Annotated in this window: 14 protein-coding genes and 1 pseudogene; 6 read left to right on the top strand and 9 right to left on the bottom strand. The window is 63.3% G+C overall.

The annotated features are described in order from the left end of the window. Positions 1-93 precede the first annotated feature (93 nt). Both queD and UW3_RS0124765 read right to left on the bottom strand, forming a co-directional pair. Entirely contained in the window at positions 94-450 is a 357-nt protein-coding gene (gene queD / locus UW3_RS0124770) for a 6-carboxytetrahydropterin synthase QueD (RefSeq protein ID WP_010226613.1), read from the bottom strand. Between the two features lie 49 nt (positions 451-499). Then, entirely contained in the window at positions 500-1,582 is a 1,083-nt protein-coding gene (locus UW3_RS0124765) for a patatin-like phospholipase domain-containing protein (RefSeq protein ID WP_010226612.1), read from the bottom strand. A gap of 159 nt (positions 1,583-1,741) precedes the next feature. Here UW3_RS0124765 and UW3_RS0124760 point away from each other — a divergent pair, with 159 nt between their 5' ends. From UW3_RS0124760 to UW3_RS0124745, 4 genes are read left to right on the top strand one after another with little or no spacing between them, the layout of a single operon-like run. Beyond that, positions 1,742-2,050 carry a PepSY domain-containing protein gene (locus UW3_RS0124760; protein WP_010226611.1) on the top strand — a complete coding sequence of 103 codons (309 nt, stop codon included), beginning with the start codon at positions 1,742-1,744 and terminating at the stop codon, positions 2,048-2,050. Between the two features lie 11 nt (positions 2,051-2,061). Then, positions 2,062-2,364: a PepSY domain-containing protein gene (locus tag UW3_RS0124755; RefSeq protein ID WP_010226609.1), complete on the top strand. Its 303-nt coding sequence runs from the start codon at positions 2,062-2,064 to the stop codon at positions 2,362-2,364. Further along, complete coding sequence (locus UW3_RS0124750) at positions 2,364-3,032, top strand: response regulator transcription factor (RefSeq protein WP_010226607.1); 669 nt, start codon at positions 2,364-2,366, stop codon at positions 3,030-3,032. The genes UW3_RS0124755 and UW3_RS0124750 overlap by 1 nt, the downstream gene beginning before the upstream one ends. Then, positions 3,029-4,348 carry a sensor histidine kinase gene (locus UW3_RS0124745; protein WP_010226605.1) on the top strand — a complete coding sequence of 440 codons (1,320 nt, stop codon included), beginning with the start codon at positions 3,029-3,031 and terminating at the stop codon, positions 4,346-4,348. The genes UW3_RS0124750 and UW3_RS0124745 overlap by 4 nt, the downstream gene beginning before the upstream one ends. Positions 4,349-4,414: 66 nt before the next feature. Here the strand turns inward: UW3_RS0124745 and UW3_RS0124740 are convergent, their stop codons facing one another. From UW3_RS0124740 to UW3_RS30335, 4 genes and pseudogenes are all read right to left on the bottom strand, one after another. Next, complete coding sequence (locus UW3_RS0124740; RefSeq protein WP_026001520.1) at positions 4,415-5,266, bottom strand: ABC transporter permease; 852 nt, start codon at positions 5,264-5,266, stop codon at positions 4,415-4,417. After that, complete coding sequence (locus UW3_RS0124735) at positions 5,263-6,249, bottom strand: ABC transporter substrate-binding protein (protein WP_010226601.1); 987 nt, start codon at positions 6,247-6,249, stop codon at positions 5,263-5,265. Before UW3_RS0124735 ends, UW3_RS0124740 begins: the two co-directional genes overlap by 4 nt. 153 nt (positions 6,250-6,402) lie before the next feature. After that, entirely contained in the window at positions 6,403-7,158 is a 756-nt protein-coding gene (locus UW3_RS30340; RefSeq protein WP_374045273.1) for a methyl-accepting chemotaxis protein, read from the bottom strand. 102 nt (positions 7,159-7,260) lie between these two features. Next, positions 7,261-8,229 (bottom strand): annotated as a pseudogene (locus UW3_RS30335) (methyl-accepting chemotaxis protein); the annotation flags it as partial. Between the two features lie 590 nt (positions 8,230-8,819). Between UW3_RS30335 and UW3_RS0124725 the strand changes: the two are divergent. Beyond that, the gene (locus UW3_RS0124725; RefSeq protein ID WP_010226597.1) at positions 8,820-10,139 is read left to right on the top strand and encodes a Na+/H+ antiporter family protein; all 1,320 of its coding nucleotides are present in this window, start codon (positions 8,820-8,822) and stop codon (positions 10,137-10,139) included. A gap of 26 nt (positions 10,140-10,165) precedes the next feature. Here UW3_RS0124725 and UW3_RS0124720 read toward each other — a convergent pair whose 3' ends face one another. The 3 genes from UW3_RS0124720 to UW3_RS0124710 form a co-directional block, all read right to left on the bottom strand. Continuing rightward, complete coding sequence (locus UW3_RS0124720; RefSeq protein ID WP_010226595.1) at positions 10,166-11,167, bottom strand: FecR family protein; 1,002 nt, start codon at positions 11,165-11,167, stop codon at positions 10,166-10,168. A gap of 192 nt (positions 11,168-11,359) precedes the next feature. Further along, a complete protein-coding gene (locus tag UW3_RS0124715; protein ID WP_010226593.1) occupies positions 11,360-13,129 on the bottom strand; it encodes an acyl-CoA dehydrogenase C-terminal domain-containing protein in 1,770 nt (589 codons plus the stop codon). Between the two features lie 24 nt (positions 13,130-13,153). Next, positions 13,154-14,776, bottom strand: a complete 1,623-nt coding sequence (locus UW3_RS0124710) for an acyl-CoA synthetase (protein ID WP_010226591.1) — start codon at positions 14,774-14,776, stop codon at positions 13,154-13,156. A gap of 191 nt (positions 14,777-14,967) precedes the next feature. Here UW3_RS0124710 and UW3_RS29980 point away from each other — a divergent pair. Further along, positions 14,968-16,116 (top strand): PAS domain-containing protein (locus UW3_RS29980; RefSeq protein WP_010226589.1); only part of this gene is annotated, 1,149 nt, incomplete at its 3' end.

The raw sequence follows: 16,116 nt of genomic DNA, 5'->3' as shown, positions 1-16,116 counted from the left end.
ACAGCCTGATCAAGACAGTTGCTCCCACATGAGTGAAAACCAGCCGAAAAAAAACCACCCCGCAGGGTGGTCTCTTCACATCCATTTACCGATTCAGTCGCCGTAGTACTCGCAACCACTGGTGCAGGTCTCATGAATCCGTACCTTGGACAGCTCCGGCAGCAGCGGCTTGACCTGATCCCAGATCCATTTGGCGATCACTTCGCTGGTCGGGTTCTCCAGGCCAGGAATGTCGTTCAGGTAATTGTGATCCAGTTGCTCGTACAGTGGCTTGAAGATCGCCTTGATCTCGGAGAAATCGCGAATCCAGCCGGTATGCGGGTCGAGCGGGCCGGTCAGGTGCAGGGCAACCTTGAACGAGTGACCATGCAGGCGACCACACTTGTGCCCTTCAGGGACGTGGGGCAGGCGGTGTGCCGATTCGAATGTAAACTCTTTGAAAATTTCCACGATGTCTTGACTCTGTAAACCAATGCTGGCTGCCAGTTTACCAGCATGGTCACTTCAGTGGTTGCAGATGCGTGTGCAGCTTGCCGGTTTCTATCAGCTCAAGCAGCTCGTCGCCCAAGCGCTGGCTTTCGGCCATTGCCTTGTGCCAATAACGCTGGCGGCTACCGGCATCCCCCATGAAACGCTTGAAGTCGCTGCGGTCCGGCAGCTTGCCGTAGGGCAGGCTGGCCAGGTACTGCGGCGAGGGTGCCAGCAGCAGGACATTACGTAAGCGTTGGGCGTCACCGCGGCGCCAGGGCAGGGCCTTGTCGAACCAGCCGGGGATGACCTTGTCGGTGAAGTGCGGGTAAAGCACGATATCGTCACCGGCGTAGGGCAGGTCCAGGTGATAGTCGAGCAGCCCGCCATCACGGTAGGTCCCCTGGCCTGCGCCGGGGATATCGCGCACGCCTTGCATGACCATGGGGATCGACCCGGAAGCCAGGAGGGCATGCCGCAGGTTGTTGATATCCAGCGTCAGGTAGCGCGACGGGAAGTCGGTCAGTGCCTGCAACGGCGGACCGCTGCGGGCATCGTGAAGAATGATCCGTTCGAAGTGCCGGGCCAGGCGCGGGCGGCCGATCAGGTTGTCGGCGATCACCGATGACAGGCCCATGCCCAGGCGCCCGCGATGATCATGGGCAAGCAGCCCGTGGCTTTTTACCACCATGATGTTCAGGCGATAGTCCGAACTTTCGAGGACCTGCGCGTCGCGCCCTTCGAGCAATTCATCGAGCATGCGCTCGCAGCTGCGGCTGACTTCAGCCTGGGTCACACCCTTGGCAAAGTCCTGTTCGGTGTACAGCTGCCCCAAGCGCTGCAGGGCCTGGGTCGGGTTGGGCAGGCAGGCACTGGCGAAGCGCCAGGAGCCGATCGAGGCACCGATCAGCGCCCGTTCACGCGGTGTGCCGGGTAACCACTGGCCGAACAATGCCAGGTCCAGCCCTTGGATGCCCAAAGCCTTGGGGCCGCCCGCAGCGCCTGGCAACACACCCACATCCGCTGCCTGCAAGCCACCTTCGCGTATGCGTTGCAGGGCACGGCTGCCGGCCTTGAGGGTCAGGGCCGGGTACTTGATATGGATTGCGCTCATACGGGCCTCGCGGTCTTGAGCCGGTAATTATAAAGAACAGCGGTCCAGATGTGGGGCAGGGCTGCGCTATCATGTCGCCAGTTGTTTTCAGCTTCAATTAAGTTCGGTTGGGTACTCTAGGCCCCGTAGAAACATTTTTGATCTCAACGGAGAGACACGATGAAAACTTTGACTGCCCTGTTCGCCACTGCTGCCCTTGCCCTGAGCGCCAACGTCGCGCTGGCTAAAGATGTACAGCCTGATGAAGTGGTAAAACTGGTCAACGCCAAGAGCATCAAGTCGCTGGACGAACTCAAGGCCGCCGCCATCGCCAAGCACCCAGGCGCAACCGTCACCGATTCCGAACTGGAAGACGAGTACGGTCGCTATATCTACAAGGTCGAACTGCGTGACGCCCAGAACGTCGAGTGGGACGTTGATCTCGATGCCAAGACCGGCGAAGTCCTCAAGGACGCTCAGGACACCTGATGAGCCCTTGCATGCGAGCAGCACAGACCGTTCTCATTGCGCTGTTGGCCCTCTGCTCGCTGGCTTCGGCCCGCGACCTCGATCAGGACGAAGCCCTGCAACTGCGCGAGCGGGGCATCATCCTGCCGTTGGAGCAACTGCTCAAAGACGCCCTGGGACGCTATCCCGGGGCGACATTGCTGGAGGCGGAGCTGGAACAGAAACACGACAGGTACGAGTACGAGGTCGAATTGCTGACCCCTGAAGGCGTGGTGCGCGAGATCAAGCTCGACGCTACCAATGGAGCGCTGCTCAAAGACGAGGAAGATGACTGATGCGCCTGTTACTGGTCGAGGACAACGTGCCGCTGGCAGATGAACTGACCCAGAGCCTGCAACGCCAGGGTTATGCGGTCGACTGGCTGGCCGACGGCAGGGATGCGGTCTACCAGGGCAGCAGCGAACCCTATGACCTGATCATTCTCGACCTCGGGCTGCCCGGCTTGCCGGGCCTCGAGGTGCTGGCCCAGTGGCGCGCATCTGGCCTGGCGACACCGGTGTTGATCCTCACCGCGCGCGGCTCCTGGGCCGAGCGTATCGAGGGCTTGAAGGCCGGCGCCGACGACTACCTGAGCAAGCCCTTTCACCCGGAAGAACTGCAACTGCGTATCCAGTCGCTGCTGCGCCGTGCGCGCGGGCTTGCCAACCAGCCGACCCTGGACGCCGCCGGCCTGCAGCTGGACGAAGGCCGCCAGTGTGTGACCCGCGCCGGCGTCGACATCCAGCTCACCGCTGCCGAGTTTCGCCTGCTGCGATATTTTATGCTGCACCCGCAACAGATCCTGTCGAAAAGTCACCTGGCCGAACACCTCTATGACGGTGAAACCGAACGGGATTCCAACGTCCTGGAAGTGCACGTCAACCACCTGCGCCGCAAGCTTGGCCGCAGTGTGATCGAGACCCGCCGCGGCCAGGGCTACCGCTATGCCGGGAGCAGCGAGTGAAGTCGATCCAGGCACGCTTGAGCCTTGGCCTGATTGCGGTACTGGTGCTGGTCGGGCTGGTCCTGGCCCAGCTCAGCCTGTGGCTGTTCGAAGCCGGACTGCAACGCTACCTGGAGACGGGGCTGCGCAAGGAGAGTGAAAACCTGCTGGTTGCCCTGGTGCGCGGCCAGACTGGGCTGGAACTGGACGAGCGACGGATCTCCTCGGCCTACAAGCGGCCGTTCTCGGGCTATTACTTTCGCATCGACTTCGACGGCGGCAACTGGCGCTCGCGTTCGTTGTGGGACATGGACATGCCGGCTCCGGCAACACCGGGCCTGCACACCGGGCTGCAGCTTGGACCCGAGGGCCAGCAACTGTTGGTCCTGCGAGCCGACTACCGGCGACTGGGCCAGGCGATTTCCATCAGTGTCGCCCAGGACTATACCCCGGTGCGCGATGGCTTCAGGCGCATGCAGCAGATCGGCCTGGGCCTGGGCCTGGTCGCGCTGTTGCTGATCCTGGTGCTGCAACGCATCACCGTGACCCGTTCATTGCGCCCGCTGGAACGTGCCCGCGAGCAGATCGCCCAGTTGCAGCAGGGCCAGCGGTCACAGCTCGATACCCAGGTGCCGACAGAGCTCGAGCCCCTGGTCGCACAGATCAACCACTTGCTGGCCCACACTGAAGACAGCTTGCGTCGTTCACGCAATGCCCTGGGCAACCTTGGGCATGCGCTGAAGACGCCTCTGGCGGTGCTGCTCAGCCTGGCCTCCAGCGAACGCCTCAGGGACCTGCCGGAAGTCCGTGCCCAGTTGCGAGACCAGCTCGAGCAGATCCAGCAGCGCCTGAGTCGCGAACTCAACCGCGCACGTTTGGCCGGTGACGCATTGCCGGGCGCCCTGTTTGATTGCGATGCCGAGCTGCCGGGGTTGCTGTCGACCCTGGGCATGATCCATGGTGAAGGCCTGGAACTGAGCAAGCAGGTACCCGCAGGTTTGTTGCTGCCCTGGGATCGTGAAGACCTGCTCGAACTGCTGGGCAACCTGCTGGACAACGCCTGCAAATGGGCTGACAGCGAAGTGCGGCTGAGCATCGAAGAACAAGCGCAACACTATTGCCTGTGGATCGATGATGACGGCCCGGGCATCCCGGAGAAGGCGCGCGAGCAAGTCCTTGAGCGCGGGACCCGGCTTGATGAGCAGGTCGATGGTCACGGCCTGGGTCTGGGCATCGTGCGCGACATCGTCGAGGCCTGGGGTGGGCAGATGCGTTTGCTGGAAAGCCCGTTGGGTGGATTGCGGGTCAGCATCGAGCTGCCGCGCAAGGTCAGATAGCATCGCGGGTCATGTAGGAGCTGCGGTGCGGCGATCCGGCTTGACCCGCGATGAGGCCCTCAATCGCTAACTATGACGCGGCTGGCCATACGCCTGGGTGATCCGGTCAATCACCATCGCCAGCGCCACAATCGCCAAGCCGGCCTCCACGCCTTTGCCAACATTGAGCGTCTGAATCCCCGCCAGCACATCTTCTCCCAGCCCGCGCGCGCCAATCATCGAGGCGACCACCACCATCGACAGGGCCATCATCACCGACTGGTTGAGCCCGGCCATGATGCTCGGCATCGCCAGCGGCAGTTGCACCCGCCGCAGTCGCTGCCAGCGACTGGCCCCCAGGCCGTGAGCCGCCTGGGTCAGGCTCGGGTCGATCTGGCTCAGGCCCAGTTCGGTCAGGCGGATCAGGGGCGGCAGGGCATAGATCAGGGTGGCGAAGATGGCCGGCACCTTGCCCAGGCCGAACAGCATCAACACCGGGATCAGGTAGACGAAGCTGGGCAGGGTCTGCATGACGTCGAGCACCGGCATCAGCAGCTTGCGCGCCAAGGGCCGGCTGGCCAGCAGGACGCCCACCGGGATGCCGATCAGTACGCACAGGCCGGTGCTCACCAGCACCAGCGCACAGGTTTGCAGGAGCTTGTCCCACAGGCCGACCACGCCGATCAGAAACAACAGGCCGCTGAGCACCAGGGCACGGACGACACTGCGGCTGGCGTGCCAGGTCATCAGTGCAACGATCACCAGCAACAGCCACCAAGGCGTCAGGCGTAGCAGGTTTTCCAGGCCGACCAGTACCTGCAGCAGGCCATCGGAGACATTGCGCAATTGATCGCCGTAAGCCAGTACCAGCCAATCAACGAAGCGGTTAACGGCGTCGGCAAAGGAGAAGTGCAACGTTTCGGGAAAGCCTCCACTCACAGGCTCGCCTCGACCTTGCCCGCGATCTTGGCGGGTAGCCAGGCTTTCCAGATGTTCGGGTTATCACGCATGAACCTGAGTGCTGCCTCCTTGGGCGACTCGCGCTTTTCGCTCATCTGCGCCAGGGTCTTGTTGAGGGTGTCGATGGGCAGGTCGACCTTGGCGAAGAACTCGACCAGTTGCGGATAATCCTTTTTGAATGGCGCAGAAACACCAATGGACAATTTTGCCGGCAGTGAGCGCGTGCCTTGCGGGTTTGGATGGCTGGCATCGGTCAGGGTCTGCCAGGCCTCGGCGTTGAACGGCGGCTCCTCAAGGCGTACCAGGTCGTAGCGGCCCATGAGCGGGGTAGGGCTCCAGTAGTAGAACAGCACCGGTTTGCCGCGGCGGATGGCTGAAGTGATTTCGGCATCGAGGGCGGCACCCGAGCCGCTGCGAAAGTTCACGTAGTCGTTGTCCAGGCCATAGGCCTTGAGCTTCTGGCTATTGACGGTCTCGGAGGTCCAGCCGCTGGGGCTGTTGAGGAAGCGGCCCTTGTCGGGGGACTCCGGGTCCTTGAACACGGCCTTGTACTGCTTGAGGTCGGCCACCGAACGCAGGTGCGGCGCCAGATCCTTGATTACGTACGCCGGCACATACCAGCCTTCATCGGCATTCTTCACCGTATCGCCGATGCTGAATACCTGGCCGGCCTGCTCGGCCTTTACCCAGGCCGGGCTGCGCCCGGCCCATTCTTCGCCGATGACCTGGATGTCGTTGCGTGCCAGCGCGACTTCCATGCTCACGGTGCTGCCGGGCAGGGTGTCGGTGGGGTAACCGTAGCCTTTCTCGACGATCAGCCGCAGGATCTCGGTGGTGAGGCTGCCGCTTTCCCAAGTGATGTCACCGAAGTGGATGGGCATGGATTTGTCGGCGGCGTGGCTGCAGGTAATCAGCCCCAGCGCAAGGAGTGCGCTGGTCAGCAGGGTGGTGATCGGCTTCATTGTGCCTCGCTCGCAAGGTAGGGAGTCTGGCAAGTGTAGTAGAGGAGAGCCGGCAGGTTTTTGTGGGAGCTGGCTTGCCAGCGATGAGGCCTGCATGAGGCTCCACCTGCGAGCGCTTTGCGCTCGATCGCTGGCAAGCCAGCTCCCACGGGGTTACACCCGGAACTGATCCATCAGCCCCTGCTGCTGGTTGGCCAGGCTGTTGAGCGACTGGCTGACCCGCGCCGATTCGTTGGCCTGTTCCGACAGCGATTCGGTGACGTCACGAATGGTAGCCACGTTGCTGTTGATCTCTTCAGCCACCGCACTTTGCTCTTCGGCGGCGCTGGCGATCTGCAGGTTCATGTCGCTGATCACCGTGACCGCATTGCCGATCTGCTGCAGGGCGGTGACCGCCTGGCCGACCTGCTCGACGCTGCCCTGGGCCTGGCGATGGCTGCTGTCCATGGCGCCGACCACTTCGCGGGTGCCGGCCTGCAGCTCTTCGATCACCTGGCGGGTTTCTTCAACCGATTCCTGGGTGCGCCGGGCCAGGTTGCGCACCTCGTCGGCGACCACGGCAAACCCTCGACCGGCTTCACCGGCGCGGGCGGCCTCGATGGCGGCGTTCAGCGCCAAGAGGTTGGTCTGCTCGGCGATCGAGCGGATCACTTCCAGCACCGAGCCGATCTTTTCGCTGTTCTCGGCCAGGCCTTCGACCTGGCCCATGGCGGTGCTCATGTCGGCGGCGAGGGTGTCGATGCTGCTGGTAGTGCGGTCGATCACGGCCAGGCCCTGGCGGGTGGCCTGGTCGGCGTCGCGGGCAGCCTGGGCGGCTTGCGCGGCGCTACGGGCGACGTCCTGGGCGGTGGCACTCATCTCGTGGGAAGCGGTGGCCACCTGATCGACCTGGCGATACTGCTGTTCCATACCGGCGCTGGTCTGGCTGGCGATCGCCGAGGACTGGTCGGCGGTATCGCGGGCGGCCTGGACCGAGCGCTTGACCTCGGCAATGGTCGGCTGCAGCTTGTCGAGGAAGCGGTTGAACCAGCCGGCCAGCTCACCCAGTTCGTCGCGCTTGTCGTAGGTCAGGCGGCGGGTCAGGTCGCCTTCGCCGCTGGCGATGTCCTTGAGCATGGCCGCCACGCCGAGGATCGGCCGGGTCACGGTGCGCGCCATCAGCCAGATCAGCAGCAGGCCGACGATGGCCGCCAGCAGGCCCAGGCCCAGTTCCATCAGGGTGCCGCTGGTGTTGCGTTGGTCGAGCTCTTGCTTGAGGGCTTCGGCCGGGCCGGTCAGGGCGCTTTCCGGTACGTCGAGCAACACGCCCCAAGGCTTGCCGCCAGGGATCGGCGCGAACGAGGCCAGCACCTTCAGGCGCTGGTTGTGGTGGAGGCTGTGCAGCGGCGTGCTGTCGCCCAGCAGGCGGATCAGCTCGGCGCCTTTTTTCGCGTCGACCTGGTCGAAACGTTGGGCCAGCTTGCCGGCATCCGGGCTGTAGCCGGCCAGCAGGCCTACCGGGCTGAGGATACCGACCTGGGTCTGGCCCTGGTAAAGATTGCGGCTGGCCTGTTGGCTCAAGGCCTGCAGGCTGTTGAGGTTGATGTCGATGGACAGGGTGGCGATCACCTTGTCGGCGGCCATCAGCGGGAACACGATGCTGGTCATCAGCACCTGCTGGCCGTTGATCTCATAGAAGTAGGGCTCGATCACGCAGACCTTGCGGGTCGTGCGCGGGCACACCGACCAGGTGTTGGCCGGCTCGCCGCTGGGGCCGATGCTGGTGTCGTTCATGTCGCGCTCAGGCAGCGCCATGGAGGTCAGTTGGCCCGGGGTCGGTTGCGACCAGTACAGGGCAAAGCGACCTTTCTCGTTGCTGCCCAGTTCTTTCTGGTCGACGAACAGCGCGTCCTTGTTGTCCAGCGCGTTGGGTTCGAACACCAGCGACAGGCCGAGCAGGTCGGGGTTGGCCTGCAGCGCCGCGCGTACCTGGCGGGTCATGTCCTCGCGCAGGTCGAAGGCATCGAGAAAGCGCTTCTCGGCCTGCTCGCGCAGGAACAGCACCTGGCGGGAGAAGCCGGCACCGTACTGGTAGGCATCCATGAACTGGCGACGGATGTTCAAGGCCTGGACTTCGCCCTGGGATTCGATGCGCCCCTGGGCCGCTTCGGTGAGCATCTGCATGCTGCTGGCCTTGACCAGTTGCGTACTGTGCTCCATGCGATACAGCGAGAGGCCCACCAGCAGGGTAACGATGCCTGCCAGGCACAGGCCGGCCAGCAGGGTGATCTTCCACTGTATGGAAAGTTGTCTGAACGACATGGCGAAGTCCTTAGATCCTGAAAGATTGAGGCTGCCGACTATGTCGGCCGCGAGGCCGTTTTCTTTATTCAAACGTTCAATTGAAATGCGTCGTTTTCGGTCGCTGAGGCGACTTATTGTCGCAGGCGCAACACTCCGTTTTTTTGACAAGCGCGGGGGTCTGCTTCAGAGTGTGCGCCCTCCATAAAAATACCTGTCGTTCGGCCACTGCTTGCGAGCAGTCTGTCGCCGGATCGGTCGCTTTTTGTCTGGTTTCTAGAGGTCACAGAATGAATGCAGTAATTGCCGCGGTCGGCATCATGCTGATATTGAGCCTGTCCCGCGTGCATGTGGTGATCGCCCTGATCGTCGGCGCCCTGGTGGGTGGCCTGGTCGGTGGCCTGGGCATCGAAGGCACGCTCAAGGCCTTCAATGGCGGGCTGGGTGGCGGTGCCACGGTGGCGTTGTCGTACGCGTTGCTTGGCGCTTTCGCCGTAGCCATTGCCAAGTCGGGCATGGCCCATGCCTTGGCGGATCGCGCCCTGGCCATGATCGACCGGCAGGGGCATAGCAACGGCGGCAAGGTCAAATGGCTGTTGATTGCTCTGCTGCTGGTGGTGGCGATTTCGTCGCAGAACATTCTGCCGATCCATATCGCCTTCATTCCGTTGCTGGTGCCGCCGCTGCTGTATGTATTGACCAAGCTGCAGATCGACCGGCGCCTGGTGGCCTGCGTGATGACCTTCGGCCTGATCACCCCGTATATCTTCCTGCCGGTGGGCTTTGGCAACATCTTCCTTAACCAGATCCTGCTGGGCAGTGTCAGCCGCAGCGGCGTGGATGTCAGCGGCGTCAACGTTACCCACGCCATGGCCATCCCGGCCGCGGGCATGCTCTTTGGCCTGCTGGTGGCGGTGTTCATCAGCTATCGCAAGAAGCGTGAGTATGACCTGGAGAAAATCGAGCAGGTCGAGCAGGTCACGGTGCGCTACAACCCGCTGACCCTGCTGGTGGCCGGTGTTGCCATTGCGGCGGCGTTCATCATCCAGCTGTGGCTGGACTCGATGATCATCGGCGCCATGGCCGGTTTTCTGATTTTCTCGGTCTCGGGCATCGTGCGCTGGAAAGACACCGATGACCTGTTCACCGAAGGCATGAAGATGATGGCCATGATCGGCTTCATCATGATCGCCGCATCAGGCTTCGCCGACGTGATGAAGGCCACTGGCGAGGTCAAGTCCCTGGTCGAGGCCTCGGCGGCCTGGATCAATCACAGCAAGGGCATTGGTGCGCTGTTGATGCTGCTGGTCGGCCTGCTGGTGACCATGGGCATCGGCTCCTCGTTCTCCACCGTGCCGATCCTGGCGGCGATCTTCGTGCCGTTGTGCGTACAACTGGGCTTCGATCCTGTGGCGACAGTGTGCATCGTCGGTACCGCTGGAGCCTTGGGGGATGCCGGTTCACCGGCGTCGGACTCGACCCTGGGGCCGACCTCGGGCCTGAACGTCGATGGTCAGCATCACCATATCTGGGACACCGTGGTACCGACCTTCATCCATTACAACCTGCCATTGCTGGCATTCGGTTGGCTGGCGGCGATGATGCTCTGACGCAGGCGACGGGCTGAGCGCAAGGCTCAGCCTTTGGCAGGTGGCGAGATGCGGTTGAGCACCATGTTGCCGTTTTTGTTCCGGGTCAGGTAGACCGGCAACACCTTGGGCAAGGCGCTGACCAGGCGCTTGATTTCGCTGGTGTTGTAGATACCGCTGATGCGGATGCTGCCAGTGCTGGCATCGGCCAGCAGCAACGGTTTGTCCAGGTAGCGGTTGATCATTGGCAAGGCCTGGGCCAGGCTCTGGTTGTCGAGGATCAGCTTGCCGCTGCGCCAGGCCAGGCTGTTGTCCTGGTTGTAGGTCTGGCTCAGGCGTGGCTCGTAGTCGCCGGCCTTGTAGCTGGCCTGCATGCCCGGGCCCAGACGATAGCTGCTGTCGCTGGCCTGGCCATCGCTGCTGACCAGCACTGAACCTTCGACCAGGGTCACCTTGACCTGATCATCGTACTTCCACACGTTGAACTGGGTACCGGTGACCCGCGTCCAGCCATTGGCCGCATGCACCACGAAGGGATGCTGGCTGTCATGGCTGACCTTGAAGAAGGCTTCACCCTTGATCAGGGTGACCCGGCGCTCATCCTTGTAGTTGCTAAAGCGCAGCTCGGTATTGAGGTTCAGTTCGACCTCGCTGCCGTCGCCGAGCACAACGCGGCTGAGCTGGCCGTTGCTTTCCAGGTGCTGATAGCTATTGGGCAACCAGCCTTGCTCCCAACCGACCCAGGCGCCGGCTGGCAGCGCCACCAGGGCGATGGCTGCCGCCGTGGCGAAACGCTGCCAGTGGTTGCGCTGGCGCTGTGGCAGGGGCACCACGTTGTCCGGGACGCTGCGGGGCAGATGGTCGGCGGTCTGCCAGATTTCCAGCATCGCCTGATATTCCTGCAGGTGCAGCGGGTTGGCACTCAGCCATTGCTCGAACGCGCGCCGCTCGGCGGCTGTGCAGTCTTCAGCTTGCAAGCGCAGGCACCACTGCGCGGCGGCATCGGTGATGGCATCGTATTCGGCGGCGCTGAGACTGGTGTGATTCATTGAAACTCCCGGTTTTGTCCATTCTACCTTGCAGGGTAGGTGGGCGAGAACCGAGATAATGGCGAATGACTATCAGTTGTAGGCTTTTTTACCGTCAAACCCGCGTAAAACCGCGGATCTGACAATGATTGCTTACAAAATCACGGACGGAAGGTAAGCCTGCGACGCCTGTTCAGCGTCGCAGGCCAGGTTTCAGAACTGCGCGGCATCCAACTCGAACAACGGGGCACTGCCGGCGCGGATACTGGCTTGCAGCGACAGCGTGCGTGGCAGCAGGCGTTCGAAGAAGAACCCGGCGCTGGCCAGCTTGGCGCCGTAGAACGCCGGGTCGTGCACCAGCGCGTCGCGGGCGACGGCGGCCATGCGTGACCACATGTAGGCGTAGGCGACGTAGCCGAACAACTGCAGGTACTCCACTGAGGCTGCGCCAATGGCGTTCGGGTCGCGGCTCGCTTGCGTGCATAGCCACTGGCTCAGGTCTTCCAGCTCGTTCAGGGCGTTAAGCAGCGGCTGGCAAAAAGGCGGTTGTGCCTGGGCAAACTCGCGAATCTGCGCGGCAAAGGCAGCCAGCGCCTGGCCGCCATCGGCCACCACTTTACGGCCGAGCAAGTCCAGCGCCTGGATGCCGTTGGTGCCCTCGTAGATCTGCGCAATGCGCACATCGCGCACCAATTGCTCCTGACCCCATTCGCGAATATAGCCGTGGCCGCCAAACACCTGCTGGCCAAGTACGCAGCTCTCCAGGCCATTGTCGGTGAAGAAGGCCTTGGCCACAGGTGTCAGTAGCGCCACCTGGCGTTGCGCCGCGTCGCGCTCCTCGGCGTCTTCAGCGTACTTGGCAATATCCAGTTGCTGGCCGACGTAGGTGGCGAAGGCGCGTCCGCCTTCGGTCAGGGCGCGCATGGTCAGCAACATGCGCCGTACATCCGGGTGGACGATGATCGGGTCGGCAATCCGCTGCGGGTCCTGGGCGCCGGTGGGCGCCCGGCTCTGCAGGCGTTCGCAGGCATAGCGCGCGGCATTCTGGTAGGAGGCCTCGGCGCAACCAATGCCCTGAATGCCGATCGACAGGCGCTCGTAGTTCATCATCGTGAACATCGCCGCCAGTCCACGGTTCTGTTCACCGATCAGGTAGCCGGTGGCGCCATCGAAGTTCATTACGCAGGTGGCCGAGGCCTTGATGCCCATCTTGTGCTCGAGCGAACCACAGCTGACCGCGTTGCCTTGGCCAAGGCTGCCGTCGGCATTGACCAGGTACTTGGGCACCAGAAACAGCGAAATGCCCTTGGGCCCGGCCGGCGCATCCGGCAGTTTGGCCAGCACCAGGTGGATGATGTTCTCGGTCAGGTCCTGGTCGCCGCCAGTGATGAAGATCTTGGTGCCGCTGACCTTGTAGCTGCCATCGGCCTGGGGCTCGGCCTTGCTGCGGATGATGCCAAGGTCAGTGCCGGCGTGGGGCTCGGTCAGGCACATGGTGCCGGCCCATTGGCCGCTGTACAGCGCCGGCAGGTAAGTGGCCTTGAGCGCTGCGCTGGCGTGGGCGTCGATAGCCAGGCAGCAACCGGCGCTCAGCGCCGAGTACAGGCTGAAGCTGCAGTTGGCGGCGTAGAGCATCTCTTCGAATTGCACCGCGAGCATCTTCGGCATGCCCAGGCCGCCAAACGCCGGGTTACCGGCCAGGCCCACCCAGCCGCCGTCGCGGTAGGTCTGCCAGGCCTGGCGAAAGCCGTCCGGGGTGCGCACGGCGCCCGCCTCGAAGGCCACGCCCTGTTCATCGCCGCTGCGGTTGAGCGGGGCGATCAACTGGCCGGTGATTTTCGCCGCCTCTTCAAGGATGGCGTCGGCGGTGTCGGCATCGACCCGTTCGGCCAGGGCTGGCAGGCGTGCCCACAAGGCCGGGCCGTGGAACACTTCATGAAGGACAAAGCGCATGTCGCGCAGGGGAGCATTGAATTCAGGCATGGCCGTTCTCGCAGTCAATAGGGGTCAGAGCGCCTTGGCCCAGTCGCGCAACAGGTACTTCTGGATCTTGCCGGTGGACGTCTTCGGCAGTTCGCTGAATACCACGGTTTTCGGCAGTTTGAAGCCGGCCAGGTGCTCGCGGCAGAAGGCGATGATCTCGGCTTCTCGGGTGCCCTCGCAGCCGGCCTTGAGGGTGATATAGGCGCAGGGGGTTTCACCCCATTTCTCGTCGGGGCGGGCGACCACGGCGGCTTCGAGTACTGCCGGGTGCTTGTAGAGGGTGTCCTCGACTTCGATGGTGGAGATGTTCTCGCCACCGGAAATGATGATGTCTTTGAGCCGGTCCTTGATCTCCACGTAGCCGTCGGCATGCCAGACCGCCAGGTCGCCGGTGTGGAACCAGCCGCCACGGAAGGCTTCAGCGGTGGCTTCGGGATTTTTCAGGTAGCCCTTCATCACCGTGTTGCCGCGCATAAAGATCTCGCCCAGGGTGTTGCCGTCGCGTTGCACTGGCTCAAGGGTCTGCGGGTCGGCGACCATCAGGCCTTCGAGGGTCGGGTAGCGCACGCCCTGGCGTGACTTGATCCGGGCACGCTCGGCCAGCGGTTGTTCATCCCACTCGGCATGCCAGGCGCAGACGGTCACCGGGCCATAGACTTCGGTCAGGCCATAGACGTGAGTGACCTTGATGCCCATCTCTTCCACCGCGCCGATGACCTTGGCCGGTGGCGCCGCACCGGCGACCATGGCATTGACCGGGTGATCGATGGCCGCCTTGGCCGAGTCGGGCATGTTGATCAGCGCATTGAGCACGATCGGCGCGCCGCACAGGTGGCTGACCTGATGTTCGCGGATCAGGGTGAGAATCTTCTGCGGATCGACCCGGCGCAAGAACACATGGGTGCCGGCCAGGGCGGTGACCGTCCAGGGATAGCACCAGCCGTTGCAGTGGAACATCGGCAAGGTCCACAGGTACACCGGGTGATTGCCCATGGCCCAGGTCATCTGGTTGCCCAGGGCGTTGAGGTAGGCGCCACGGTGGTGATAGACCACGCCCTTGGGGTTGCCGGTGGTGCCGGAGGTGTAGTTCAGCGAGATGGCCTGCCATTCGTCTTCGGGCCAGTGCCAGGCGAACGCGGGGTCGCCTTCGGCGAGAAACGCTTCGTAGTCCAGGTCGCTGACCGCCTGGCCTTCGCCGTACTCCGGGTCATCGACATCGATCACCAGCGGCGGGTATTTCATCAGCGCCAGGGCCGCTTCTACGACCTTGTGGAACTCGCGGTCGGTGATCAGCACCTTGGCTTCGCCGTGCTCGAGCATGAAGGCGATGGCTTCGGCGTCCAGGCGCACGTTGAGGGCATTGAGCACCGCGCCGATCATCGGCACGCCAAAGTGCGCTTCGAGCATCGCCGGAATGTTCGGCAGCATCACCGCCACCGTATCGCCCTGGCCGATGCCGCGCCCGGCCAGGGCGCTGGCCAGGCGCCGGCAACGTTCGTAGGTTTGCTGCCAGTTGCGCCGGATGGCGCCGTGGATCACCGCCGGGTACTGGCCGTAGACGGCGGCGGTGCGCTCGATGAAACTCAAGGGGCTCAAGGCAACATGATTGACAGGGGCGGGCGCCAGGCCCTGGGAGAAAATCGACATGAGGTCGTCCTGTGCAGGAGGCAGCCGCCTGTGGCGAACTGAAACCTCCGATGGCTGATTGTTAGCTCTGATCAGGTTTCGGGAAGGAGCAGGCCCTTCCGGTGTCGCAGTTTTACGTGAATTGCTATGGTAGCTGGAAGATAGACTATAGCAATATGGTATAAATACTATAAAAGCCCTGAGGCACCGCTTTGGATACTCCTTTCTCCCTGCTGCTGGCCAAGGATCCACAGCCCAGTCTGTTGCTGGATGCTGCGGCCAGCGTGCTGGCCAGCAACCCGGCCTTGCGGGCCATGCTCGGGCCCTGGCCGCAGCGTGACGCCGACTTCTGCTTGCCGAGCAACTATCAGGCACTGGTGCAGGCCTGTCTGGAGCAAGCGCGGGCGATCAGTGAGGTCGAGGCGCAAGTGGCTGGGCAGATCCTGCTCTGGACCTTCATCCCCGATGACGCCGGCCAACAGGTCCTGGCGCGTTGTCGGGATGCCACCCTGGAGCGCCAGGGTGAACGTGAGGCCAGCCGGGCCCGGCGCCTGTACCGGCTGATCACCGAGAACACCACCGACCTGATTTCCCGGCATACGCCTGACGGCAGCTTTATCGATGCCTCGCCCGCCGCGTACCGCCTGCTCGGCTACTGGCCGGAAGCGTTGCGCGGGGTGCCGGTGCAGACGCTGTTTCACCCCCAGGATCGCCAGCAATCACTGCTGCAAGCGTCCCAGGCGCTGGAGCAGGACGGCTACCAGACCATGACCTGCCGGGTGCGGCACCGCGATGGGCGCTACCGCTGGTTCGAGATCGCCAGCCGCGCGATCCGCGAGACCTACACCGGCGCCGTGGTCGAGATTGTCAGTGTCTCGCGGGACATCAGCGTGCGCATCGAGGCGCAGGAAAACCGCCGGCGCCTCGCCGAGGTGGTGGAAGCCAATACCGACCTGGTGTTGTTCAGCGACCGCGACGGCCAGCTCAGCTACCTCAACCAGTCGGCGCGCCGGGCGCTGGGCTTGCTGGGCGTAGAACCGCTGCCCAGGCTGCAAGCGTTGCTCGACCCGGCACTGCAGCAGCGCCTGCACAACGAAGGGTGGCAGCGTGCCGAGCAACACGGGGTCTGGCAGGCCGAGGCGCGGCTGATCGCGCATCAGGGCGGCACGGCGTTCCCGGTGTCGCTGGTGCTGCTGGCCCATCGCGCGACTGGCGGTGAGCGCTACTACTCGCTGGTGGCCCGCGACATGACCGAGCGTGAGTTGCGCGAAAGCCAGCAACGTCGCCATCAGGACGAACTGGCCCACAGTGCCCGGCTGATCACCCTGGGCGAGCTGGCTTCGGGGATTGCCCATGAAATC

The organism is Pseudomonas donghuensis, from assembly GCF_000259195.1.
Classification (GTDB): Bacteria; Pseudomonadota; Gammaproteobacteria; order Pseudomonadales; family Pseudomonadaceae; genus Aquipseudomonas; species Aquipseudomonas donghuensis.
This window is presented reverse-complemented; position numbering and strand designations above follow the sequence as displayed.